We start from the raw sequence: 22,010 nt of genomic DNA, 5'->3' as shown, positions 1-22,010 counted from the left end.
CCGAAGCGAAGGCTGCACGCCCCCGCTCAGATCTCCTCTTGCAAAGAGGGTGGAACTTCGTATCGGGCGACCGGCGGTTCCTGTCCGGGAACATGCAAGCGCAGAAAGCCGCGCAGCTCATCGATGTGCTGCTGGAGGGCCCGGATCAAACGGATCGCGTCGCGGAAGCGCTTCTTGTCGTCGGCCGCCTGGCTCTCCAAAGTTTCGACACGAGCGCGCAGTTTCGCGACCTCACGCGCCTGCCACGCGGTGACAGCGCCGATCACCGTGGCAACAGCAACGCCGAATGCCTGCACCAGTTCGGGACTCAACCAACTCTGCGCCATTCATCGTCCGCCGTCCTGTCGAACGGCCGGCGTGACCGCGGGCCGAATGACCGCGCCCGCGATCACCGGAGTGAGCAGACCGTAGATCGTCAGAACCGATTCGATCCACGAGACATCGATCTGATGGCCGACGACGAACGCGATCACGCCGGTGATCGCGACGAGCACCGAGCGCGCCAGTGCGGGCTCGGGAAGTTTGGTGACGAGCATCAGATCTTTCCTTCCATGGCGTCGAGCAGCCGATCGATCTTGAGCTCGACCGCCTTCAGCCGCTGCTCGTTGCGGTAGTCGGCGGCGTCGGAGTTGAGCACATAGCCAGCCACCGTGTCCCGGTACTCGGAATCGGCCACCCGAGACTGGAATCCGTAGGTGAGCTCGAAATGCACTCTGCGCAGCTTGTCGAGAAGTTCCCGCTGCTCCATATCGGAAAGTGCCATCAGCACACCGCCTTTCAATCGTTCCGCGACATCGGCGCGGAATCGGTCCATATCCATGCCGCCGGGATCCCACTTGCCCTGTTTGGATCCGGCCCATTCCTTGTGGCCGATCACCCGATCGGCCCCGTGGCCCAGCCTGCGCAGAATCGCCGCGCAGCAGCTCACGTACGCGTCGTATTGCTCACGCGACCACCCTTCGGTGCCGTTGTTCACGGCTTCGATACCGATGGTGTGGAAATTCGCGTCGTCCTCGGGCAGCCCCGGCCACCGACCGCGGCCCGCGTGCCAGGACACGCCCGCGGCGACAACGGTGACGGTGCCGTCTCTGTCGAGGTGCAACTGCGACAACGGCCCCGCCAAATGCGCGAACCCATACGCGATTTCGGCCGACGGCGTGTGCGAACCGCCCGTGTGATGGGCGATGACGCCCCAGATCTCGCCGAAGTCACCGTGCCCGCGCTCGCGCCAGCCGGGAAACTCGACCACGCGAAGGCCCTCCTCGCGGAGGACGTCCGCCAGCCAGACCGGATCGCCAGTCCAAGACATGACTGTCCTACCTTTCCGAATACCGAAATGCCGCCCCGGCGAACGGGCTTCGCCGGGGCGGCATCACCTGCTATTCGCCCGAAGCCGAGTTCGGCGGGTAGGCGTCGTACGCGCTCTTCTTCCACCACAGGAGGTAGTCGCCGTTGATGAAGGGAACAGCGCCCTGGAGGCCGCCTTCCACGTATGGGAAGTCGGGCTGTTCCTCGCCGGGAGAACCCGGGTCGGTGCGGGGTCCGTTGCGGATCAGACACCGCTCGGCACCGAACGAGTAGTCCTCCGTGCGCCAGAAAGTGGCGATGCCGCTCGGAGTACCGCCACCGACGACGATGCCGCCCGGCTCGGCCCACACGAGCGAGCTGCCCGCGGGCACCTCGATACTCGTCCACTCCGTGTTGGGCTGAATCAGGATGCAAACGATCTTTGTCATGAACAACTCTCATGATCAGGACAGGTGAGGAACGCTCCCCTGTCGAACTCGCACCGCGCTGTTGCGCAGGGCGCTTCGTCGGCTCCCCCCGTACCACCGCAATGGCGGCGCGTCGGGGCCATGCCGGAGAAGTCGTGAATGACGCCCGGGGTGGTGCTCACCCGGGTCGTCGAGTGATCGGCTGGTTTGCCACGACCGCAGCCGCCCTTCCGCGGCGTTCGCCACCAATCCGTTCGCTTGGCGACGTACAGAGCGGATTGGCGTATTTCTCAGCTACGTCGGAGGGCGTTCCACGCGAACCCGGGTGCCGGTGCCGCCACGTACCATTGCCGCGTGGCTGGGCCAGCCCTGCACGGTGACACGGTCACCCGCGTCGACGCGGCATGGCGAAATGGAGGGCGAGCGTGAAGCGGATCGGCGATCCCGCAGAGCCCGAGGCTACGAATCCCGTTCGCTGGGACGGCGAACCCTCACTAGAGTTCGCGGCTCTCCTCGCGAAGGCGTGGGACGACAATGCCCGTAACGATGGGGTCGACTACGTATCCGATGTCTCGATTGCCCTCGCGGGCAACGCAGCCGGGTGCCACGAGGACCGCAAGCTACCTCGCGATGCCAAGATCGCCCGGCTCGCTCGACTGGCCGTAATACCCGTGGGACACCACCGCCGCAACATGCCGTCGGTGCCTACTTCCCCGTCGGCGATCGAGATCCAGCGGGTCGATCAACCCTGTGCACTACGGATGCGCTCCGTGACCCAAACGGGCACTTCACCGGCTTCCCGTGGATACATGTCCAGCTCCGCGCGCAGATTGTCGGCGGTTGGCTGTGGCATCCACTCCGGAACGTCCGAATTGGAGAATTGCGACTTGTAGGTGTGGTCACCTTTGGTCAGGATTTGTCCGCTGAGCCAGGTGCCGAGCCGGGAATCGGAGAAGGCACGCTTGTGTTCTGAGAGCAGCGCCAACAACCCTTCGGATGCTCGAACATTGACGATCGAACCATCTCGATGCTCGACTTGGATACCAGCTGCTCCATCACGCCCGATCAGAGTCACCCACATCAGCGCGAACTTCCAGTCGGAACCCACCAGTCGGACCGACTCGTTGACCAGAGCCCTCTCGATTACCTCGATACCGAGGTCTTCGGAAGCAATGGATTCCCATCTCGCTCCGATACCCTCTGCGGAAAGTTCTTCGTTTACCCGCCCGATCAAGCGAAGAACAGCCGGAGACGGATGCGTGCGACTGTACAGAACGATGTCGATGCCATTGACCTCCGCGACACCGTTTTCGTGGGCGAGACGGTGCGCATGACCCACCCGAGCCGCATGAATGTACGAGTTGATCTTGTTGCGAAAGTCTTCATCCAGAACGTGCGAATTCTCGGGCCGATAAGGTCGCTCTTCCGACATGGCCAATACAAGCCGGCCCTCGGGGCTCACGAAAATTTGATCGATCCGGTCGTGTTCGCTGACGCTCACGGGCTTCCTAATCAGTTGGAAGGGATGGAGTACCGGCCGGAACGGCCGGGGTTCTTGTTCCTCATGGGCTGGTCTGCTCGTAGGTGATGCCTGGCCCCAACCACCCTTCGCCAACGCTTCCGCCGGCATATCGCGCAGTACATCCTCGACGGCAGACAACACGATCCGCGCGCTCGCCGCGATCCCAACGCCACCGTGCCGTTTCCCTAGATGGTGGCCTCTACCGCCGAGGTCACCTGGGGCACTCCACTGTCGGGCCCGACGAACCAAACCCTGATCCAGGATGGCTTCTTGGCTGCGGGCCCAGCGGCGCCCAGGTCGTCCAGCGGTTCGGAGCGATCGAAGCCCTCGGCTGCCAACACGTCGGTCAGTTGCTCGCCGACCTTTTCATCAACCGAGGTGCGCTAACGGCCACGACTGTCCCCTCTCGGCGCACTTACCTTTTGTAGCCCGACAGCCTGATTGGCGTGGCGATCACGGGGCACGCAACCACGACGCTCTTCGATCTCCAACCAGGAAGCCTTCCAGGTTCAAGACTCTGACGGCATCTCGATGCCGGACCATTGGCCCAAACGGACTGATTCCAAGCCGACAAGACCAAGTGCTGGCACTCTCGCGTAGTCGTCAGCCGACATGAAGATCACCGCGTAGCTGTCGCTTCCTGTCTCGAGGGAGAGGAGAACCCTTCCGATTCGGGCACATCCCTCGCCAACGACTTCCAGCAGACGTTCGACAGCTTCGGCCTGATCCAAGTCGTCCACCTCGGACTCGTACGCTCCGTACCAACTCCACGACAGATCGTCAGGGAATGAAGGCAGCGCCTCCAGCAAGGACCGTATCTCGCCCGGATCATCTTCCCAATCGAACACCGCGACGAGCCCGCGCTCCGAGAGCGCACGAATCAAGGCCCGCCAAGTATTTCCATCCGGATCAGTCCGAACTTCCCTCACCACGTCCGGTCGATCCGGCGCCAGTAGCTCCGCAATCGAAACCATGGACTCCCGCGCGATCCCTGTATTCATCGTCCACCAATCTCCGAATTGCACTGCAGTTGGAAGCATTCAAAACCGCAATATCGTCGCCACCGAAATCCCTCAGCTCATGAACTCCTGAGGGCTTCATACTGACCGAATCGCGACTTCAAGGCTTTATCGAATTCTGCGATCCGCTCCGGCGAGTCCAGTACGTTGTAACTGTCGAGCATGACATACCAATCCATCAGAGATGCGGCAATATCCCACATTTCGTTGACCAGACAGAGCAGAACTACTCCACGCAGACGGCCCGGTGAGACCTTTCGCGAGCCGCCTTTTATCGGTACCAGCTTGGCAAGTTCTATCAGCTTTTCCAGCGAGTCGCGCTTCATGAACCAATCGTCAACCGGACCTGCGACAGTCTTCGCGATCCATTCGCCCCTGATCTCCATGCCCCCCAGATCCAACACAGGACGCAATGACATCGGATCGATCGGATTCACTAGAATGTCGAAGTCTATTCGATCGACAAAGTCGCGAAGCAATTCGCCATCTTTTAGCAATGCGGCCGGGGGTAGGGCACTATGAATCTCCAGAACACTACGGGACTCGATCTTTGCCCAGGAGTTCACCTGGAGACCACCTCGAGGATGGCGCGTGAACCTGACCTCAACAACCATAGACGCCGACGGAATGGCCTTCTCGTTCTTCGCGAACCGAATCCCGTCCACACCCGAAGCCGGCTGTGGTTCCCGAAAGCCAAGTAAACCCATTCGCCCCTCGAGATCAGAGATCATGGCATGCTTCAGACGCTCTGCCTCCGTAAACACCAATTCCCTCTCGTTCACCAACCCATATCGTCCGAACCGGGATTTCCATTGTCGGCACGCGATACACTCGAACTTCGATCCTACATCGCACCAGCTTCTTCGTCGATAGACCTACCCGAACATGCATCTAGTCAGCGAATGTGCACAGAGTTGGCCACAAACGCAGCGATCTGCGTTTCTTCATCGATACGGTTTTCGGGCGCCGGTAGTCTGATATTGACTACCAGACTTTGGTCGATCGGGTTGACACTCGGGCCCGCAACAGTCATCACCGGGTTTGGCATGACCACTGCAGTTCCAGTTACAGCAGCAAGGTCCGACATCATCGACTGGACCAATCCGGCTTGCCACAGCACATCAGACTCATCGAACTCAGCGTCCTCCGACTCCTCATCTGGCAACAGAAGCCCCATGCCGAAGGCAGCAAGCGCACCGATTCCCAGCGCTGAAAGGTCACCCGTCGGCTTCGACCACTTGTCCGGAAGCGACGGCGGAAGGTTCTGATCCGCGCCTTCCTTGTCGAGTTCATTCACCAAATCATTGAGGAAGGATTTGGTTTGATTCGCCGATGTCCCCAGGGACTTCTTCGACGTATTCAGCTCGAAATAGTCGGTCTCGAAATCTCGCTGCGCCTCCCGGATAATTTCGGGCGTCGGCATGTGATCAACGTTCCAGGCATGCGTGTCAATCCCCGAAATAATGTCGCTCTCGAGTGGATGATTTTCACTCTCCATCCGTGAGACGATTTTGTCACGCAGTTCTTTCGGCAGCTCCAAATCCAGAATGCTTGTGTCGCCGGCGTTGATCCCTGGATATCCCTCGAGCTGATTCGGACGAAACGTAGGGTCGTTGCCGAACTTTGCTTCGACGAATACGAGCCTGTTCGTCTTCGGATCGATTGCGATGAAGTCCGGCTTTACGGTTACATGTCCGCCTTTACCATCGGGGACGCGGATCGGCTGGTTCTCGGCAAGAATCTCGTAGCCTTCGAGGCGAAGTTTGGCCCGGGAAAATGCTTCTCCGATGAAGCCGCGAGCGCCTGACCGAAGCCCGCCGAGAAGCCGTTCCTTCAAAGGCCATCGAGAGACTCCTGGGTCGCCAATCTTAGCCATGTTCGATGTGTCCGCCGGCGCGGTCCTGTCGTACAGCCAACGATTCTTTTCAGCGTCGTTGAGTCCGTTCGGCATACGCGAGTCTGCCGGATCGGATATACGCGGATTCCGCGTCGATATTCCCGGAGAGCTGTGGCTACCATCAGGTGAGTTGGCATCCCTGCCCGCCCCGTCACCATGGCGAAAAGCTCCATCTGGAACTCCAGTAGGGCGTCGTGAATTCTCGATCTCGGCCAGGATCTCTGCGGGTGTCAGCCGCTCGCCGCTACCATCCCCGCGATCGTTCTTGCCGGTTACGGAATCCAATGCCTCTTGCGCGGCGCGTACTTCTCTCAGCGATGCCAGAATCTCAGCTTCGGTGGCACCGGCCTCAGCCATTTCTCGAATGAGAAGCTCTTCGCCTGCTCGGCCTCGGCGCCCAAGGGCGCCCAGACCCTTCGGACCGGGTAGGAAGAAGGTTGCAGCTGTTAGTACGGCTTTGGTGGTGGAAACAATGCTGTCGTCGCCGAATTCGTCGCTGTTGGTTCCGGCAATCATGGCCTGGAGGGTTTGCCATCTCTCATGGCCATCGCCGGTGAACAACGGTTTGAACGATTCAGCGGTCTCCACGAGAACGTCGTCCGCGGTTACCGCGGCGTCATGCTGGCCCCATAATGGGCTCACTGCGTTGTAGACAGCGCCCACGTCCGTCATCCCGAACAGAAAGCGTCCCGACCCGTAAAGGAATTCTCCGGTGGTATCGACTACCTTTTCGAGTCCGGTCCGTTTGTCGTCCGGCTTCTGGCTGCTCCGGACGGTACCGTCACTGTTGTAAACGGTGACTCCGAGATTTACATCGAGCCGAGTTATCGATCCGTCTTCAGGATTGATGGTGTCCCGGTACCACAGGCCTGGCTGGTTACCGCGAAATTCATCGGTCAGCTTGCCCGTCTCGTCCAGGCGGTAGTGGTGCACACCCTCGGGAGTCTCTTCGGTGCGCATGAAGACCGGCTGGCCCTGGCTGTCCGGTGCGACTTCCCATCGCTTGTCGCCCAGGATTTTCCAGCCGTACCCATCGCTGTCGATCTGCCCGGTGAAAGTGCTGACCACAGCGCCTTTTTCGTCTCGGCTCGTGGTCGTGAACGTCTTGTTGCCGAAGTTGTCGACGTGAACGTTGTCGTAGAGACCGCTCTTGTTCGCGACACCGATATCGGTGCCGATCCGATTGCCGTCCTGGTCGTACGACGCGGTGGCGGTAGTTTTGTAGTCGGACGACATCCCGAATTCGTGATTCGGGCGGCCCGAGGTCGATGCCCCTGGATTGAAATGCTGGCCGTAGACGTCGCTGTCTTGTGTGTCTTTGCCTGCGTACGAGGAGGTTCCGGTGGAGTCGTCGTTCCACCGTTGCCACCCTCCCTGCCCGTTGCCGGCGACGCGCGAGTTCGTAGTGCTGCCGTCAGGATTGGTAATGATCTGGTCGACAGTCTGATTGCCGTTTCCGACGGGGATCGTGTTCACTACGGTTCGCCCGTCGGGCAACGTGGTGGTCCACGTATCGCCCTCCTTACGGCCGGTGGTGTCGGGAAGGCCGTAAATATCCGTCACGGCTCATCGCCTCCTCAAAGGTTTCAGGCGCGCCGAATCCGGCTCGAAATGCGGCGAGGCCAGCCGGTTGCAGAGCGGCTGGCGCACAGCGCGATTCGGCCTGATGACTACGCGGGAAGATCGATTGACCGGCCCTGAGACCAGCCGAGAAGTGGCGCATTCGTGGCCGTCCGCCGACTCCGGACTCGCCCGGTTTCCAACTGCTGGCGGGCAGTGGCGGTTCAACTCAGCGTGGAACGATGGCGGGGCATTCAGACTGCCGAAACCCGTCGAGCCGCCACACAGGTACGTGATTCGGGCACCGTGGCCGCGATCGGTGGCACGCCGAAGTAGGTCAGTAGGTCGATGCGGCGCCGGTAGTTCAGGTGATCCGCAGGTACGTATTTCCCGCATTGATCGTGGCTGCCGAGTACGCGGCCCACCCGCTGCCATCGCTGACCTCGAGAGTGAACCGATCACCTGCCGCGACTGCGACCGTGGCATTGGCGAGGGCCGGATTGGCGGGCGTGCCGGTGGCGACGACCACCCCGTTCTGCTTGAGGCGCGCTGAGATCGAGTTCGGGTAGGTTCCCTGGGTCCAGCCGACACTGCCTGCGATGGCGGCCGACGCCTTGGCGCCCTTGGCCAGGAGGGCATTCGTATCCACGGTCGAGCCGGGATAGTTCGCGGTATCCGCGGTCCAGCTGATCACCTGAATCCAAGCGTTCTGGGCATTGGGTCCGGGCTGCGTTCCGCTCTTGTTCATTCCCGACGCACTGAACCCGGGCACCACGGCGGCGGTCAGGCTGCCGCCACCCGACAACGGCGCGGACGCCGTTTCGACCGGGGGAGGAAGCACACCGATCACGGTGGCCGTGCCGTGGAATGTCGACACCGCGCCGGCAGTGGGCACGACCACGGCGGACAGTTCGCCGCCGCCACGCGCGACCGCGTTCGTCGTCATCGTGTGACCGTCGCCACCGAAGCCGGCGGAAACCACCACCACCGTCGCAGCACCGCCCGCGACTCGCGCATTCGCCGAACCGCTACTTCCGAAGTCGGCCAGCCCGAGCACGTGAACAGCGAGTGCCATGCTCAATCGCCCTGCGCCGCTGTTGGTTCCGTCTGTCACTACCTTCGCGGTCGCGACCGTGAACAGTGCACCGTCACTGGCCATGTCCGCGCGGATGAACGGCACGACGACGGGAATGTATTTGCCCGCGACGAAAGACACCGGCGAGGCGGGCAACACCACGCTGTTGGCGGGCGGCGCCGGGATAGCTGGAGTAGCCGATGGCGACACAGGCAGTCTCGCCGATTTGAATGCAGTATCTGCCACCGCAACTTCCTTTTTGTAGCACGAAGATGATCTGGCCCCGAGACACGAAGTGCCGCGCCCGACCTCGGTCGGGCGCGGCAGCTTTCGCTTCTGGAAGCCCGAGCCCAATTCGCCTGGGCTCGAGGGGCGCTGTTCAACCGGGCGGATTCGAGGCGTCCGCTGTGGCGGCGCCTCGGGCGTAGAACGACGGCAGCGCAGCGCAATAGGGCGTCGTTTCCGTCGAGAGCACACCGGCGATGCCGAAGGCGGCATCGCCTGCCACCTCCCGGCTGTCCGCATCGAACGACGCGGACAGCACAACGGCGCCACCGGAACCGACCAGCACACGCGCCGTCGCAGACGCGGTGTCACCGAAATCAGGGACAACGAATTGCGATGACAACGTCGGTGCCGTCAGCAGGCCGGCACCACCCGCGGCGGCCACCGCTGACGCCGAAGGAGAGCACAGCGCGGCCGGTGCGGCAAGGCCCGAGAAGGCGGCGTACACGAACGGGGAAACAACTGGGACGCGAGTCCCGTTGACGACGGTGACCGGCCTAGCCGGTAGCGTCCCCGTGCCCGCAGCGGGCGCCGGAACCGGCAGGGCCACTGCCGGTGGCACAGGCATGGCCGCCGTGATCACCTGACCTGGGGGTGTCATGGCACTCTCCGATTAGGCATGGTCAGCTCATGGTGAAGGTCGGAGTGATGAGCAGAGTGCCCTGCGCGCCGAGAGTGGTGGAGGCGATGCCGACCTTGTCGATGAAGGTGCCGCCGTTGAGGGCGCTCCACAGGCCAGCGTGGGTGTAGGTTCCCGCGGGCAGGTCGATGGTGACTTGGCTGCCGGTGATCTGGCCGTTGGCCGGGGCGGACCAGGTGGTGGCCACCCGCTTGTAGGCGGGGGAACCGCCGGACGCCTCGTTCGCGCCGTTGGTGCCCGGGTCGGCGGTGTGGACCGAGACGTAGACGGTGGTGGCGATATTGGCGTAGGCGGCGCACAGCGCGTTCTTGGTCGAAGTGACGGCGATAGCCATGAGTGGACTCCTCGAGATTTGTTGTATTACTGATGAATTCGTCGGCGATGTCGGACCGGGGCTAGGTCCGGACGACGGTGCCCGCGTACCAGGCGTACGTGGTCGCGGGGGAAGTGGGATAGGTGACCAGCATCGTGTACCGCGAATTCGTCGGAATGTCGTCACAGATCGCGGCCGGTACGGTCCACACGGCGCCGTTCGAGTCGACGGTGGCGGGCCAGGCGCCGAGGGCGGCGCCTCCGGGTGCGGTCAACACGATGGACACCGTTGTGCCGTCGGGAAATACCGCTCCGTCGGACGGCTGGATGGTCTGCACGAAGCTGGCGCCGGTGGTCAGCTTCAGCGGTTCGAGCGTTGGCTGGTAGCCCAGGTATCCGGGACCATTCGGTGTGCTCATAGGTTCCTCTGCTTTGTTCGACCACGCCCGTGGATCGCGGACGGGTTCGGTGCGGAATCGGCCGTACTCGGCCGCTTCGATGCGGTGCCGCCGAAACTCGTTCGCGCGACGGTGGCGGACGGCACCGCTGGACTCGATCGAGTCAGGAGAACGAGCAAAGCGTCCCGTCGAAATACACGTGGCTGCCGGACGGGTCGCCGTACATTTGGTTGGCGCCGGCGATGTAGTAACCAGGCGCCCAGACACTTCCCGCGCCCGCGAAAACGACGAAAGTTCCGGAAACGCGATAGACCTTCGAGCCTTCGGTTTCACCGCTGTTGCGAACCAGCTTCCATTGGCCATCGGGACTCGGCGCGGACCACAACGAGACGTTGTAGTTGTATCCGGTTCCGCAAGGCTGTTCCCACTGGGCGCCGACACTCATCACGTACCAGCCGGGTTTGGTGATCTGAACCTGGCCGGATGGAAGGTTGAGGACGCTGACCTTGTTCGCCTGACGCACCGTATCGAAGATGGTGGCGTATCGCGCGTTGCCCGCGCTTTGCGCGACTGCCGCTGTGCTCTGGCGATACAGCGACCAGCCTGTCCCGACTATGGGCGGTGACGACGTGTCCGCCGCGGAGAAGGCTTCGATATCGAAGCCGAAATATAGGGTCGTGCCGGACCAGGTCGTACTCGCGTAACACGCGCTGAACAACCCGACCCATCGGTTGGCCGCACCGACGGGAGAGGTGGCTGCGGTGTCTTGGTAACCGAGTCTGCTGACGCCATTGACGAGGACCTCGTACGACGCGCCGGTCGCAGTGACCGTGACCGTGTCTCCCGTGTTCAGCGACAGATTCGTCTTCTCCGCCCAGATCGTCACGGTCAACTCGCCATCGACCATCGTTCCGCGTTGGAGGGACAATTTGGACGTCCCGATCTGGACGATGACGAAACTCGACAGATCGGCCGCCGCGCGGATGAGAACGCCGCTGCCGGTGAAGTAGCCGGCCTGGTTGACGCGTCCCAACACCAGTGACACCGACTGGGAGTCCGTCATGAGTGGCGTCTTGTAGAGCGCGAAATTGCCACCGGTGCCGGTGTTTCCGGTCTTCGAGATGCCCGCCTGATGACCGACGACGACCATATCGGGAACAGTGTGTTGGCCATCGATCCACTTGGCGACCGACCACTTGGCGGTATCCCAGGTTTCGAAGCTGTCGGTGACCTTCGACCCGCCCACTTCGCTCTGCGTCTTGTCGGCCTGTAGATCGGCGATCGCCGCCGCGTTGGATGCGGACGTATTCTGCGCCGCGTTCGCGGTCGACTGCGCGTCCGAGGCATCGGTCTGCGCCGAATTGGCCGCGTTGAGCGCGCGATTGGTCACCGAGTTCAGGTTCGCGCCGATGGCGTCCACGCCGGCGAAGGACTGCACGACCTTCGACATGATCGATGCCTGCGCCGATGCCCAAGTGACCTTCTGCAGATTACGGATCGAGCCGCCGGTGTAGGCGCCCGCCGGAATCTTCTTGTCGGGACTCGTCATCGGTCACCACCGGACGCGGCGGAGTCCGCGCTGCCGACCCTGGCGTGATTGAAGTCCAGTTCGCGCGGATCGACCAGGTGCGCGAGCTCACCCGACTCGCGCAACTGTTCCACCAGATGCGCCCGCTCGTCCGGGGTCAACACGGAGACGTCGGGCGCCGAAGTCGCCGCGGGCCGCACGGCACCCTTCTCGGCCCACTGGCCCGCACCGTTGAGCCAGTGGGTGACACCGCGTGCGGGCGGAATGTATTCCTTGATCTGCTCGTCGGGGTAGTGACGGAACCCGAGGTCCCACAGGTGTTTCGACCACTGCCGCAGCACATCGGGATGCACCAGCAAAGGCGAGTTGCGCGGGCCGGGCAAACCGACCAGTGCCCACACGAACGCCTCGTGGGGATCATCGGGGTCGCAGTCCTCGCGCATGGGAATAGGCATAGTTCTCTCCGGCGGATAGAAATGAGATTGGCGAGACCGCCCTGTTCGACCTCCCGAGCTCACCGCACGGCGAACTCGGCCGGAATCACATCTGGACGGCGAGAGCGTGAATGTCGTCGACGATGTCGGCGACGACCCGCATGGATTTGGCGAACGGCATGTCGTGGTCCCGGTCGGAACCGACCGTGACCTGCCAGGCGGGGCTTGCGGTGCGCGACCAGGCGAGCTCGAGCTCGGTCACCTGGTCGACGTAGATCGAGCCCTCCGGCATGCCCTTGACAGTGGAGCCGACCCGATCTCCGAGGAAGAAATGCCCCTGGCCCTGATCACCGATCAGGTACGGCTCACCGTTGGCCACGGTGAACTTGTGGGTGAAGTGGCGGCGGGTTTTCCACAGGCCCTCACCCAGAGTGAGCAGCGATCCGAGCGTATAGGCGCGGTCGGCGCTGTTCTCGAAATGCTCGTAGTAGTGCGACCAACCCGAATTCAGCGCGCGCTGCGGCGACTGGAAAGACATCCACGCCAGCAGAGTGTCCGACAACAACGCCATCGCGATGGTGTCGACCACCGCCGTCGTACCGTTGGCGACACCGGCCAGAATGGGACCGACGAACGGCACTTCGCCGAGCGCACCAGCGGTGACCATGCCGACGAACTGGATCGCCGAGGAGATGGCCTCGTTCACACCCGGCATCGAATGACCGCCGGTGAGAATCTGCACGGCCGAGGACGGGTTGACCACGAATTGTGAGGTCTGGATACCGGTGTGTTCGTTCTGCCGGTACACCACCCAAGGGTTCGACGGCAGCGTGCCCATCCAGCCCGGATTCTTGTACAGCTCAGGCACATTCTGATCCGGCAGCACATCCGGGCTGTAGTCGAGCAGTGTGTTGTCGAGCACCTGCATCGTGTGTTTAAGGCCGTCCCACATGTTGCCGCCGGTGCTGGTCCCGGTCCAGAATCCGGACTTGTCGACGATATCGACCACCAGGCAGCCGTGGCGCAGGTTCGCACCCGGCCACGGTTCCGGATCGCCGCGCAGCCACCGCCTGGTGACGACGGCGAGCTGCGCCGTTTCCAGCGTTCCCGCCGCGGCCTCGTGGAAGTTGCGGAACCGGGAGCCGAAAATGGTCCACATCGACGTATCGGAGAGGAAGTCGCTGGGTTTCACCACGACCCGCCATTGCGACTGGTCGAGGTTGCCCCACTCGCCGGAGTCCATCGGGTCGTCCGGCAGCGCCCAGTCCAACGACGCCTCCAGCCGCAACAGATTCACGTGCAGCGCGGTCTTGAGGACCCAGACACTCGGGCCCGCCAGCAAGAATTCCCGCGGGAACTGCACCGCCGCCGGCAGGAACGGGTTCGACCAGCAGTAGATGTGTTTGAGTTCCTGGTAGGAGTGCATGAACAGCAATTCGACGGTCGTCACGCCGTGCTCGTCGGTCTTGATGACCGCCTTCTCCAACCGGCCGTCCCAGCGCGCACCGTCCTTGTCGACGGTGATGTGCACGTTCTGCTTGGTGCGGCCGTTGATGTCTACGGCCCACTTGGCCAGGTAGTAGTCGTAAGGCAGCACCAGCATGCCGGTGCCGGACTGGTTGAGCACCCATCGGAAATCAGCACTGACCTCCGCGCCGCAGATGCCGCGCAGATTCCAGTCACCGTCCCACAGGCGCACCAGCGGCCGGGCGTAGCGCTGCTGTTTGCGGAAATCCTTGCGCTGCTGCGCTTCCGCGTAGATCGCGGCGAGATCCAGCGCGGTGCTCACTGCAGCCCCCACGGCCGCGACCAGTTCCTCGGCTGCACCACCATCACCGACGCACCCGTCGGCGCACCGGCCACTTTCACCGGAACATCGGTGGCGGGCGTGTACGCCGGCACCGGATACAGGAAGCTGGCGCCGTTCATCAACGCCCAGATCTGCGACCGATCCGCGGCGACGATCATCTCTTCCATCGGGTCGGTGTCCACCGTCAACGCCTGCCCGGCGGCGGTCATCGGCAGCGTGATGGTGCGCGCCTCGTCACGATCGACGGCGCCCCACGAGAAGTCCGGCAGCGTCCACTTGCCGGGCGCCGAGCACACCCACTTCAACCACATCGGCTGATCGGTCGGGTTGGCGATGCTGACAGTGCCCTGCTGGCTCATGTTCGCACCCGTGGTGTCGATTGTCGACGTCCACGTGCTCGTCACATCCGACTCCACCCACCACGGATTTCCCGCGATGCAGGTCATCACGACTTTGCCCTGCCGCTTCAGATGCGGGTCCTTGTCCGGCTTGAAATCCGGCTGCTCCGACATCCGCAACTTCAGCGACCGCGTGCCGTAGTCGGTGGTGATGGTCAATGTCGCGTCCCGGTCATAGGCCCACGCTTTGCGCCACGCCGAGTCCACCGCCTCCCAGGACCGACCCCCGGCTTCGAAGACATTGACCGCGAACACGATGTCACGCTTGTTGGTCCGGTATCCACCGAACGAGGAACCGACCTGGAAGGCCGACTGGTTCCAAATCGTCGTCACCGGAGCGTCGTACAAACCGCTCGGCGACGTAGCCAAATCAACACCTTCACGACCACGACCGTGACCGGCGATCGTCCATACGGACCCATCGACTCCGGTCAATGTGATCATCGCGGCATTCGACGCCACAGATCCACCTCAATCCAATAGTTCCGCCGCTATCACGAATGGGCCAATTCCCACTGCAACGCGAGCACTTTCAATCTGCCGACGATGTCCTCGTTGCTCGACATCGAAATGTTCACCGTGGCCGGCTGCCCAGCCGGAGCAGCGTTCCCGAAACCGCTTCCGCCGCTTTCGTTCCGGCCGCGTTCCGATCGCGATGCCAGCATCTTCTGCAGGAAGTAGGGATCCGCGTTGAGCGCCTGCAGGAACGGGCGGTTCACCGACGTGGAGCGAGCGTTCATCACGAACTCGCCGTCGGACAGCCATGCGGGGATCTTGTCGCCGATCGACGAACCGGGGCCGCTGACGTCGCCACCCGACGCGTACACCGGTGCTTTCGGCGCGCTGCCGACCGGTGCCGCTTTGGCCGAAGGGAGATCCTCGACCTCGTCGCTCATGCCGCCGATCGTGGTGAACGGTTTCCACTTCTGGAACGGTTTGATCGCGTCCAGCCCGGTCCCGATGTCATGGTTTCCGACGAGAGTCATCGGTCCGAACACTTCGGAACCCGAATCCGCAGGATCGATCAGAATCGTATGGCGATTACCGTTTGGAGCGTCCTGATAGACCTCCAACGTCGGGTAATCTCCCACGCGTCCGTTGACTGTGACACCCGTGGACCCTGGTTTTCCCGCAACGCCCTGGCCGGGAGTGAACACCAGGTTTCCATTGACCGAGCCGACGTTTTTGTGTACCGATACCGCAAAAGGATCGTGCGCAGCATAGTTCACTCTGACGCTACCGTCTTTCGCCTGCCATACCTTGGCTTCCGGAGTTCCGACCTCGACTTCCCCGTCGTCGACCTTGATCGATGGATTCTGACGCAGGATGACCAGGCCGTTCTCGTAATCCACATACATCGTCACCCGAGACAGTTCGGGGTCGAAGTTCTCGTTCGCGGTTCGGCCGTCACCACGGTTGTAACCGAGGTTGTTCGGCGACGGGTTGAAGACCCGGTCCTGTTCGATGAAGAACGAGGAGCGGACCACCCCTTGTCCAGGGACTTTGTCGATTCGCACTACCCGGATCTGCGCCTGCACACCCTTGTACTTCGGATCGTAGGTATTCGGATTCAGTGCCTCGGCAGTCATTCGATCGATCGAATTCTGCGGGACGTGCCCGAATACCTGCGCAAACGCGGCTGCCGACTCGGCAGAACGGCGATCTTCGTTTTGAATGAACGATGGAGCTCCATCGGAACGCGGCAGGAAGGCGGCGAGGGTGTTCTTGGCACGGTCCATAAACTCGAAAAGCGGAGTCACCGGACCCATATCGTTGTTATCGCCCATTTTCCATAATCATTTCAAGAGGTCGGCTGATGGCCAGTCGTGTGGGACGCACCAACCAATACGGGACTCGGACTGCGACATGCACGCCCGGACAAGACTCTCGGACGACAATCGCGCTAGGATGCCGCGAGCGGCTATCGAATGAGTTTCGCGCCAGTCGAGCTGAAAGACATCGAGAGACAGAATGCATCACCGATATCCTGCCCTGGCGGTTTCGGCCGCGGCCATCGCACTGGCTTGCACGTCCTGCGCACCATCACCACACGAGGTAGCCGCCGAATCCAGTCCCTCCCGATGGGATCCGAAGCCTGAACTGACCTACGTCAGCAAATACCCCGTCAGGGAAGACTTGTCGGAGAAGTCCGCTCAAGAGCTCGGAGTCGCCTATCTGCACAGAACACTGGGTGCCCTGCCGCCCGAGTTGTCGCTCGTACTGAGCGATCGCTGGGACGGCCGTGCGGTCTTCGATCGAAACGTGGATACGTGCACCATTGATCGCAAAGTCCCCGATGCTCCCCTAGGGCTCTGGTTGCACTATTTGGTCACCGGAGCAAAAGAACCCGCGCGAGGGTACTTCGACGCGTTTCGGTCCGGTTGGCGATCGTTCGGATGGGAAGTGACCTATGAGCCGACCGTCGAGCCCGATCTGATCCAAGCGACCACGCCGGATCATTTCACGCTGACAGCACTTGTCTCCTCGACCGGCGAGCTCGGACTGGATCTTGCGTCACCGTGTTTTCCAAACGCTGCTCGCGGAAATGTGGACCCACTTCCGAACCCGATTGTCCATCCGTGATCTCGGGCAGGTGAACTCAGCTCACGAAGACCGAGACGTGCAAGCCCGCTCCGACTGCCTGGCCGGTGCCGTTTTGGTGCATACGAACGTCCAGGACATCACCCGCCAGGAATGTCGGTTGGGCCGTGATCGCCACGGGCAGGGAAACTTCCGCTCCGAGAGTGGTCCCCGCGCCTAGGGTGAGGCTGGCGAAGGTCTGGACCGGCGTGCCATTTCGGAGCTGGCGAACAGAGATCGTGACGTTGTTGGTTGCCGCACCGTCGAGGGTGGAAAACCCCGGCGGCGCAACTATTCTGACGTCGGTGACGGTGTCGCCTTCGTAGAAGGCCGGCGAGTAGACGCCGGCCAGTGCGGTGATGTCGGGGCCGCCGGCGGCCTGGGCCGGGAGCGTGGCGGTGAAGATCATCATTCCTCCCAGGTAGGGGCCGTGAACTGGTCGATAAGGTTCTGCATCGACCGATCGCGTCGTTCGTCGCGAACCATTTCCACCGCGGTTATCGGTCGTGGCATCGGTCGAATCTGGGGTGGGTCACCGCCCGCGGCGGCGATTACTGCGGCCTGCACACCTTGCAGGGCATCGATGATCGACAACAGCAGATAGCTGTCGATGGTGTAGCCCTCGGGCGTCGGCCCGGCGGGCTGCTCGGCTTCCTCGTAGAGATCGAGGGCGGCCGCGGCGTCTTCTACTGCCATCACCTGTTCGGCGAGTTCGCGATCCATTGCCAGCGCCGAACGATACTGCGAACCGTGCGGCAGCCTGTCTTTGAACGCCCAGATGGTGCGCCAGTCGCGTGTGCGAATCGAATTGGGCCCGAAGCATTCTCGGACGTCGATGCCGCGCTCGAGCAAGTCGTAGTCGAGCGCGGCACCGAAACGTTCCCAGAACTCTACGAGCCCTGCGATCCCCCCGGCAGCTCCGCGGCGCCCTGGCCGAAGAGGTGTGCGTAGAGATCGCGTTGGAAGGCGTACCACTCGTCCAGCGGCCGCTCGGCGAACAGGGCTTCGATGGCTTCGTGCTGGTCGCCCAGCACGATGGCCATCTGCTCGTCGTCGTCGCGTGTCCTGCGCAGGGCCAGTACCTGGCTCCTGGTGACCGGCGGGATGGCGATGTCGTCGGTCAAACGGTAGGGCGCGCGACGGCGCGGGGCGAGTTCCCGCTGGAGTTCGTAGAAACGTCCACCGGCTTCGGCCGCGGTGGCCGCATCGGATGTGGTTGCCATGGTGCTTCTCCGGTTGCGATGTGTTACTTGGACTTCGAGACGCGACGACGCTGGGCCGCGTCGGTCGCCTCGTCGGCGACGGCAGCCGCCTTCGGGGTGTGGCCGAGCTTGTAGACGGCGTTGACGTATTCGGTGGCGCTGGAAACGACGTAGTCGTTCTCGCCGTCGGTCATGAGGACGGGGTACTCGGTGGGGATGGCGGACACAGTGGACCCGCTTTCTTCTCCGGAAGGATGGACAAGGAAGGTGTGGGGCGCGCCATGACCGGAGACACACGGCCCGCCCCACGCCCAGGCCGAGACCTGGGTGATCGAGGGACCCTGCGAACGCGGCGACTCGGATCGCGGTGATCGAGGCGCGCGGCGAGCAGGGTGTAGCGGCGGTGTGCCGCGGAAGCGTCAGGCCGCCGTTTCGATGCCGGTCTGCGCCAGCACGTTCTTCCAGCCCAGGCCGCCGAAGCCGTGCGCGATGGCGTAACCCGCGGTGTCGTCCTTGAACGCGACCATGGTCAGCTTCTGCGCGAGCACCTCGGTGGGGTTCCACTGTTCGCCGCCGAACTTGCTGATGGCGACCTTCGGCAGCACCTTGAACACGTAGATCGGGCTGGCGTCGTTGCCGTCCTTGCCGATGACGATCGCCGAGTAGTAGGTGATCTCCTCCGAGGCAGGCTGCGGGAAGAACACTTCACCGGAGGCGGCGTTGGCCTTGACCTGCGCCAGGTTGGCGCTGGTGGTCAGCTGCAGCGTGAGCTTGGTGGTCTGCTGCGGCTGGAATTCGATGGTGGTGATGTCGCTGGTGATGTCGTTTCGCACCGGCTGCAGCTCGCCGTACGCCTCGATCGGCGCGGCGGTGATACCGCGAGCGAAGGCCACACCGGTCTTCTTGTCGATCAGGCCGACCGGCTGGAAAGCCGCGGGCAGCGTCTGCAGGGCGCCGCTGGCGTCGGTGAACGACGACGGAGCCGGGGTGTACCAGGGCGCGATGAACACCGCGGCGTCGAGCGGCTTGAGCAGCAGCGAACGCTGAGCGGACTTGAGCGCCGTGAGGTTGGTGGCAGGCATGTGTCTCCATTCGAGCGCCCGCGCGGACGCGGGCATGGTTAACGAAGATCGGCACCGGCTGGTGCCGTTGAAGGGCCCCATCGGAAAGGGGTGTGGCCCGTCTACTGGCGGCGGGCTTCGATCGAGAAGGCGATCTCGACCATCTGGTTGAGCGGATCGAGATCCGGCACCTCCGTCAGACCGCGGCTACGCCGCAGGATCGGCGGATGGAACTTCGGCTCGTCGGCCACGACCTCCTCGGCGTAGTCGACGAGCACACCGTTGACACGGCTGGCGGGCGCGCCGAGCATCGCCGCACGGATCTGCACCGCGAGCTGCTGCGCCTGACCACGAGTCGTGCCGAAGGCGACGACGTTCACCTTCGCCTTGTAGGTGATCGCGTTGATGTCCAGCGTCCCGCCGTTCTTGCGGACCCAGATGAGCGGCAGCGCCGACTGCAAGGCCTCTGAGGTGGCGGGCAGTGTGGTGACGGTGGTGGCGATCGGGGTGAACAGGTCGATCATGAACTGTTCGAAATCGGGGAACTCCCCCGCGACTGGATAGGTCATCACACCGCTTCCGGTGCCGAGCCGAGCGAAACAGTGGCGTCCAGGCTTCCGGTCGGCGGCGCCGGTGCGGGAAGCGCCGCGTCGACGGTCATCGCGACGCCCTGCGCCAGGTTGGACAGGACATCGATATCGGCTTTCAGTGTGGCCAGGCGGGCGACCACGGCGTTGACATCGGTAAGGATTTGTCCAGCGAGGCCGAGGGATTCATCGGCGTTGGGCATGACTTTCTCCATGGGTTGGGTTCACGGGTGCACCGTGGAAACGAATTCGTTCAGGTACGGCCGGCGTCTCGGATGGACGGCGCTCGGGGACGCTCGGATTTCCAGGGATACGCGGTAGTGGCGCATCCGCCCCGCGAACCCTGTTCTGGCACTGCGGATCACCGCCCGAACAGTGGCAGCAACAGCGGAATCACCACGCTGATCAACTTGATGACGTCTGCGACGACGGCGAGCATTCTCCTCACCCCCTCTCGGATCTCATCGCACGTGAAGTGAACGGGCGCGGCCCACTCCGGAAGGGAAGGTGTCCTCGCGCTGGGCGATCCCGCGGTCAGCGGACGTGCGACAGATACGTCAGCGCGCGAAGGTTCAGCGCGTCCTTCGACGTCGCGGGACCGTAGCTGCCCGCCTTGATCACATTGATGGTCGTGGACCGGTCGATGTCGAGACCGCTGCCCAGCCGCCCCTCGAGCGTGCGCAGTTGGGGCTGAGACGCCATCGGCAGCGGGGTGAATCGACGCAACGCCTCGGCTTGTGTCGAGAATTGTTCGATGACAGCGCCCGCCGTGTTGGTCAGCGTTGTGGCGGCCGCTGTCGCCGCCGCGCCCGCAGGTCCGGTGACAGCGCCGACGATGGCCGCTACGGCTGCCTCGCCGCCGGCCGCAGTCACCTGGTCCCTGGTGTTCTTGTAGATGTTGTACCAGTTGTGCCACTGCAGAAACGGGAACAGCGAACCCGCTCGGGACGTGGAGAGGAAACCACCGTCGCTGCTGACGGGGCCGTGTTCTTCTGCCACCTCGCCGCCCGCAGCGAACGTCTTCGCCTGAAACGCCTTCGCCAACATCTGACCACCGGCCGACGCTACCGCCGACCACTGGAGAAACGGGGCCAGCCGTCCGGGCCGACTCAGCGAAAGCATCCCGTCGTCGACATCCGGACGTCGGCCTTCCGCGACTTCACCGCCGTCGGCGAACAGGGGGGCGTCGTTTGGCACGTCTTCGAAAAACATCGTTCAACCGTCCATGAGCTTCTACTCGTAACCGTGATTTCACTGCGGGTTGGGGTGCCCCACCCCCGGCTCGTAGCAAAACCGGGGGTGGGGCCGGGCGCCCCGCGGCTCGGACCGTCTGCGACCGCGAACCGATTGCGGGAGAAGGGATCCTGCGGGGCGGGCTGGGGGTCAGCGGGTGCGTGAGGAGTCGGGAACGATACGGCCTTCGGCAATCAAGGACCGCAGCGCCTGGTCCTTGCGGCGGCAATGGTCGGTGGCGCATTCCCGATGGACGCGCATGATCTGGTGGGCCAGGTCGCGGTCGGGTGTCGCGGGGAGTGGGCTGTGCAGGTGCAGCTCCAGCAGTTCGCGCACGGTGTCGTCCATGACTGCCTCCTCGCAGACAACCGGCTGGTCACGACCGGCGGGATGAATGCCCCACCCCCGGCCTGGAGGGGCACGCCGGGGGTGGGGCATATGCCCGAACGGCGCTCGGCTGCGACCGTGCACCGTAGTGACGGGAGACGAGCGATGCGTTCGGGCGGATGCGGCAAGCTCTGCCCCGCTTGTCAATTCGACATCGGAGGGGTTTCGGGGGCGTGCCGCATGCTTGGGGACCAGAAGAGCTCCGAGAGGAACGGCCGTGGCCCTGTGCGTCCGGTGTTGCGGACGCACAGGGCCACGACGAGTTCTATCGAGAACATCTGGAGGAGTGGGGATTTCCCGGAATCTTCGGGATGAAGGCGCAGCTCTGGCGCTGCACCAATGTTCACCTAACGCGGTGCGAATGTCA

Annotated in this window: 27 protein-coding genes; 1 reads left to right on the top strand and 26 read right to left on the bottom strand. The window is 63.1% G+C overall.

What is annotated here, in order from left to right; translation table 11 throughout:
* Positions 1–26: 26 nt before the first annotated feature.
* The 17 genes from CRP45_RS21420 to CRP45_RS21335 form a co-directional block, all read right to left on the bottom strand.
* Positions 27–326: a hypothetical protein gene (locus tag CRP45_RS21420; RefSeq protein WP_097246527.1), complete on the bottom strand. Its 300-nt coding sequence runs from the start codon at positions 324–326 to the stop codon at positions 27–29.
* Entirely contained in the window at positions 327–536 is a 210-nt protein-coding gene (locus tag CRP45_RS21415) for a hypothetical protein (protein WP_097246526.1), read from the bottom strand.
* Positions 536–1,309, bottom strand: coding sequence for a peptidoglycan recognition protein family protein (locus CRP45_RS21410; RefSeq protein WP_179830952.1), 774 nt, complete (start codon positions 1,307–1,309; stop codon positions 536–538). The genes CRP45_RS21415 and CRP45_RS21410 overlap by 1 nt, the downstream gene beginning before the upstream one ends.
* A 70-nt stretch (positions 1,310–1,379) precedes the next feature.
* Entirely contained in the window at positions 1,380–1,736 is a 357-nt protein-coding gene (locus CRP45_RS21405; RefSeq protein ID WP_143861509.1) for a hypothetical protein, read from the bottom strand.
* 721 nt (positions 1,737–2,457) lie between these two features.
* Positions 2,458–3,216 carry a DUF6572 domain-containing protein gene (locus CRP45_RS33475; protein ID WP_143861508.1) on the bottom strand — a complete coding sequence of 253 codons (759 nt, stop codon included), beginning with the start codon at positions 3,214–3,216 and terminating at the stop codon, positions 2,458–2,460.
* A 530-nt stretch (positions 3,217–3,746) separates the two neighbouring features.
* The gene (locus CRP45_RS21390) at positions 3,747–4,238 is read right to left on the bottom strand and encodes a DUF6630 family protein (RefSeq protein ID WP_143861507.1); all 492 of its coding nucleotides are present in this window, start codon (positions 4,236–4,238) and stop codon (positions 3,747–3,749) included.
* 77 nt (positions 4,239–4,315) lie between these two features.
* Positions 4,316–5,038 carry a hypothetical protein gene (locus CRP45_RS33470; protein ID WP_143861506.1) on the bottom strand — a complete coding sequence of 241 codons (723 nt, stop codon included), beginning with the start codon at positions 5,036–5,038 and terminating at the stop codon, positions 4,316–4,318.
* 113 nt (positions 5,039–5,151) lie between these two features.
* Positions 5,152–7,716, bottom strand: coding sequence for a hypothetical protein (locus CRP45_RS21380; protein ID WP_143861505.1), 2,565 nt, complete (start codon positions 7,714–7,716; stop codon positions 5,152–5,154).
* 361 nt (positions 7,717–8,077) lie between these two features.
* Positions 8,078–8,950: a hypothetical protein gene (locus CRP45_RS33955; protein ID WP_097246519.1), complete on the bottom strand. Its 873-nt coding sequence runs from the start codon at positions 8,948–8,950 to the stop codon at positions 8,078–8,080.
* Positions 8,951–9,167: 217 nt separating this feature from the next.
* Entirely contained in the window at positions 9,168–9,521 is a 354-nt protein-coding gene (locus CRP45_RS21370) for a hypothetical protein (protein ID WP_143861502.1), read from the bottom strand.
* Positions 9,522–9,696: 175 nt separating this feature from the next.
* Positions 9,697–10,047, bottom strand: coding sequence for a phage tail fiber protein (locus CRP45_RS21365; RefSeq protein ID WP_179830951.1), 351 nt, complete (start codon positions 10,045–10,047; stop codon positions 9,697–9,699).
* 61 nt (positions 10,048–10,108) lie between these two features.
* A complete protein-coding gene (locus tag CRP45_RS21360) occupies positions 10,109–10,444 on the bottom strand; it encodes an LtfC-like domain-containing protein (RefSeq protein ID WP_097246517.1) in 336 nt (111 codons plus the stop codon).
* 142 nt (positions 10,445–10,586) lie between these two features.
* Entirely contained in the window at positions 10,587–11,972 is a 1,386-nt protein-coding gene (locus CRP45_RS21355; RefSeq protein ID WP_097246516.1) for a hypothetical protein, read from the bottom strand.
* Entirely contained in the window at positions 11,969–12,406 is a 438-nt protein-coding gene (locus CRP45_RS21350) for a phage gene 29 protein family protein (protein ID WP_097246515.1), read from the bottom strand. Before CRP45_RS21350 ends, CRP45_RS21355 begins: the two co-directional genes overlap by 4 nt.
* An 85-nt stretch (positions 12,407–12,491) precedes the next feature.
* Positions 12,492–14,174, bottom strand: a complete 1,683-nt coding sequence (locus CRP45_RS21345) for a Gp37-like protein (RefSeq protein WP_097246514.1) — start codon at positions 14,172–14,174, stop codon at positions 12,492–12,494.
* The gene (locus CRP45_RS21340) at positions 14,171–14,926 is read right to left on the bottom strand and encodes a phage tail protein (protein WP_143861501.1); all 756 of its coding nucleotides are present in this window, start codon (positions 14,924–14,926) and stop codon (positions 14,171–14,173) included. The genes CRP45_RS21345 and CRP45_RS21340 overlap by 4 nt, the downstream gene beginning before the upstream one ends.
* Positions 14,927–15,087: 161 nt before the next feature.
* Positions 15,088–16,380, bottom strand: a complete 1,293-nt coding sequence (locus tag CRP45_RS21335; protein ID WP_143861500.1) for a hypothetical protein — start codon at positions 16,378–16,380, stop codon at positions 15,088–15,090.
* 349 nt (positions 16,381–16,729) lie between these two features.
* On the opposite strand from CRP45_RS21335, the gene CRP45_RS33460 reads away from it, so the two are divergent.
* A complete protein-coding gene (locus tag CRP45_RS33460) occupies positions 16,730–17,176 on the top strand; it encodes a hypothetical protein (RefSeq protein WP_143861499.1) in 447 nt (148 codons plus the stop codon).
* Between the two features lie 16 nt (positions 17,177–17,192).
* Here CRP45_RS33460 and CRP45_RS21330 read toward each other — a convergent pair whose 3' ends face one another.
* The 9 genes from CRP45_RS21330 to CRP45_RS21290 all read right to left on the bottom strand — a co-directional run bounded on the left by CRP45_RS21330 (position 17,193) and on the right by CRP45_RS21290 (position 21,604).
* Entirely contained in the window at positions 17,193–17,585 is a 393-nt protein-coding gene (locus CRP45_RS21330) for a hypothetical protein (protein ID WP_097246511.1), read from the bottom strand.
* The gene (locus CRP45_RS21325) at positions 17,582–18,025 is read right to left on the bottom strand and encodes a hypothetical protein (protein WP_097246510.1); all 444 of its coding nucleotides are present in this window, start codon (positions 18,023–18,025) and stop codon (positions 17,582–17,584) included. Before CRP45_RS21325 ends, CRP45_RS21330 begins: the two co-directional genes overlap by 4 nt.
* Before the next feature lie 38 nt (positions 18,026–18,063).
* A complete protein-coding gene (locus tag CRP45_RS21320) occupies positions 18,064–18,396 on the bottom strand; it encodes a hypothetical protein (RefSeq protein WP_097246509.1) in 333 nt (110 codons plus the stop codon).
* A gap of 23 nt (positions 18,397–18,419) precedes the next feature.
* Complete coding sequence (locus CRP45_RS21315; protein ID WP_097246508.1) at positions 18,420–18,602, bottom strand: hypothetical protein; 183 nt, start codon at positions 18,600–18,602, stop codon at positions 18,420–18,422.
* A 192-nt stretch (positions 18,603–18,794) separates the two neighbouring features.
* Positions 18,795–19,457: a phage tail tube protein gene (locus CRP45_RS21310; protein ID WP_097246507.1), complete on the bottom strand. Its 663-nt coding sequence runs from the start codon at positions 19,455–19,457 to the stop codon at positions 18,795–18,797.
* Between the two features lie 101 nt (positions 19,458–19,558).
* Positions 19,559–20,005, bottom strand: coding sequence for a gp17 family tail completion protein (locus CRP45_RS21305; protein WP_097246506.1), 447 nt, complete (start codon positions 20,003–20,005; stop codon positions 19,559–19,561).
* Entirely contained in the window at positions 20,005–20,226 is a 222-nt protein-coding gene (locus CRP45_RS21300) for a hypothetical protein (protein ID WP_143861498.1), read from the bottom strand. Before CRP45_RS21300 ends, CRP45_RS21305 begins: the two co-directional genes overlap by 1 nt.
* Before the next feature lie 331 nt (positions 20,227–20,557).
* On the bottom strand, positions 20,558–21,235 hold the full coding sequence (locus CRP45_RS21295; RefSeq protein WP_143861497.1) for a hypothetical protein: 678 nt from the start codon (positions 21,233–21,235) through the stop codon (positions 20,558–20,560).
* 171 nt (positions 21,236–21,406) lie between these two features.
* Positions 21,407–21,604, bottom strand: a complete 198-nt coding sequence (locus CRP45_RS21290; RefSeq protein WP_097246503.1) for a hypothetical protein — start codon at positions 21,602–21,604, stop codon at positions 21,407–21,409.
* Positions 21,605–22,010: the final 406 nt, after the last annotated feature.

It is taken from the genome of Nocardia amikacinitolerans, from assembly GCF_900215415.1.
Taxonomy (GTDB): Bacteria; Actinomycetota; Actinomycetes; order Mycobacteriales; family Mycobacteriaceae; genus Nocardia; species Nocardia amikacinitolerans.
This window is presented reverse-complemented; position numbering and strand designations above follow the sequence as displayed.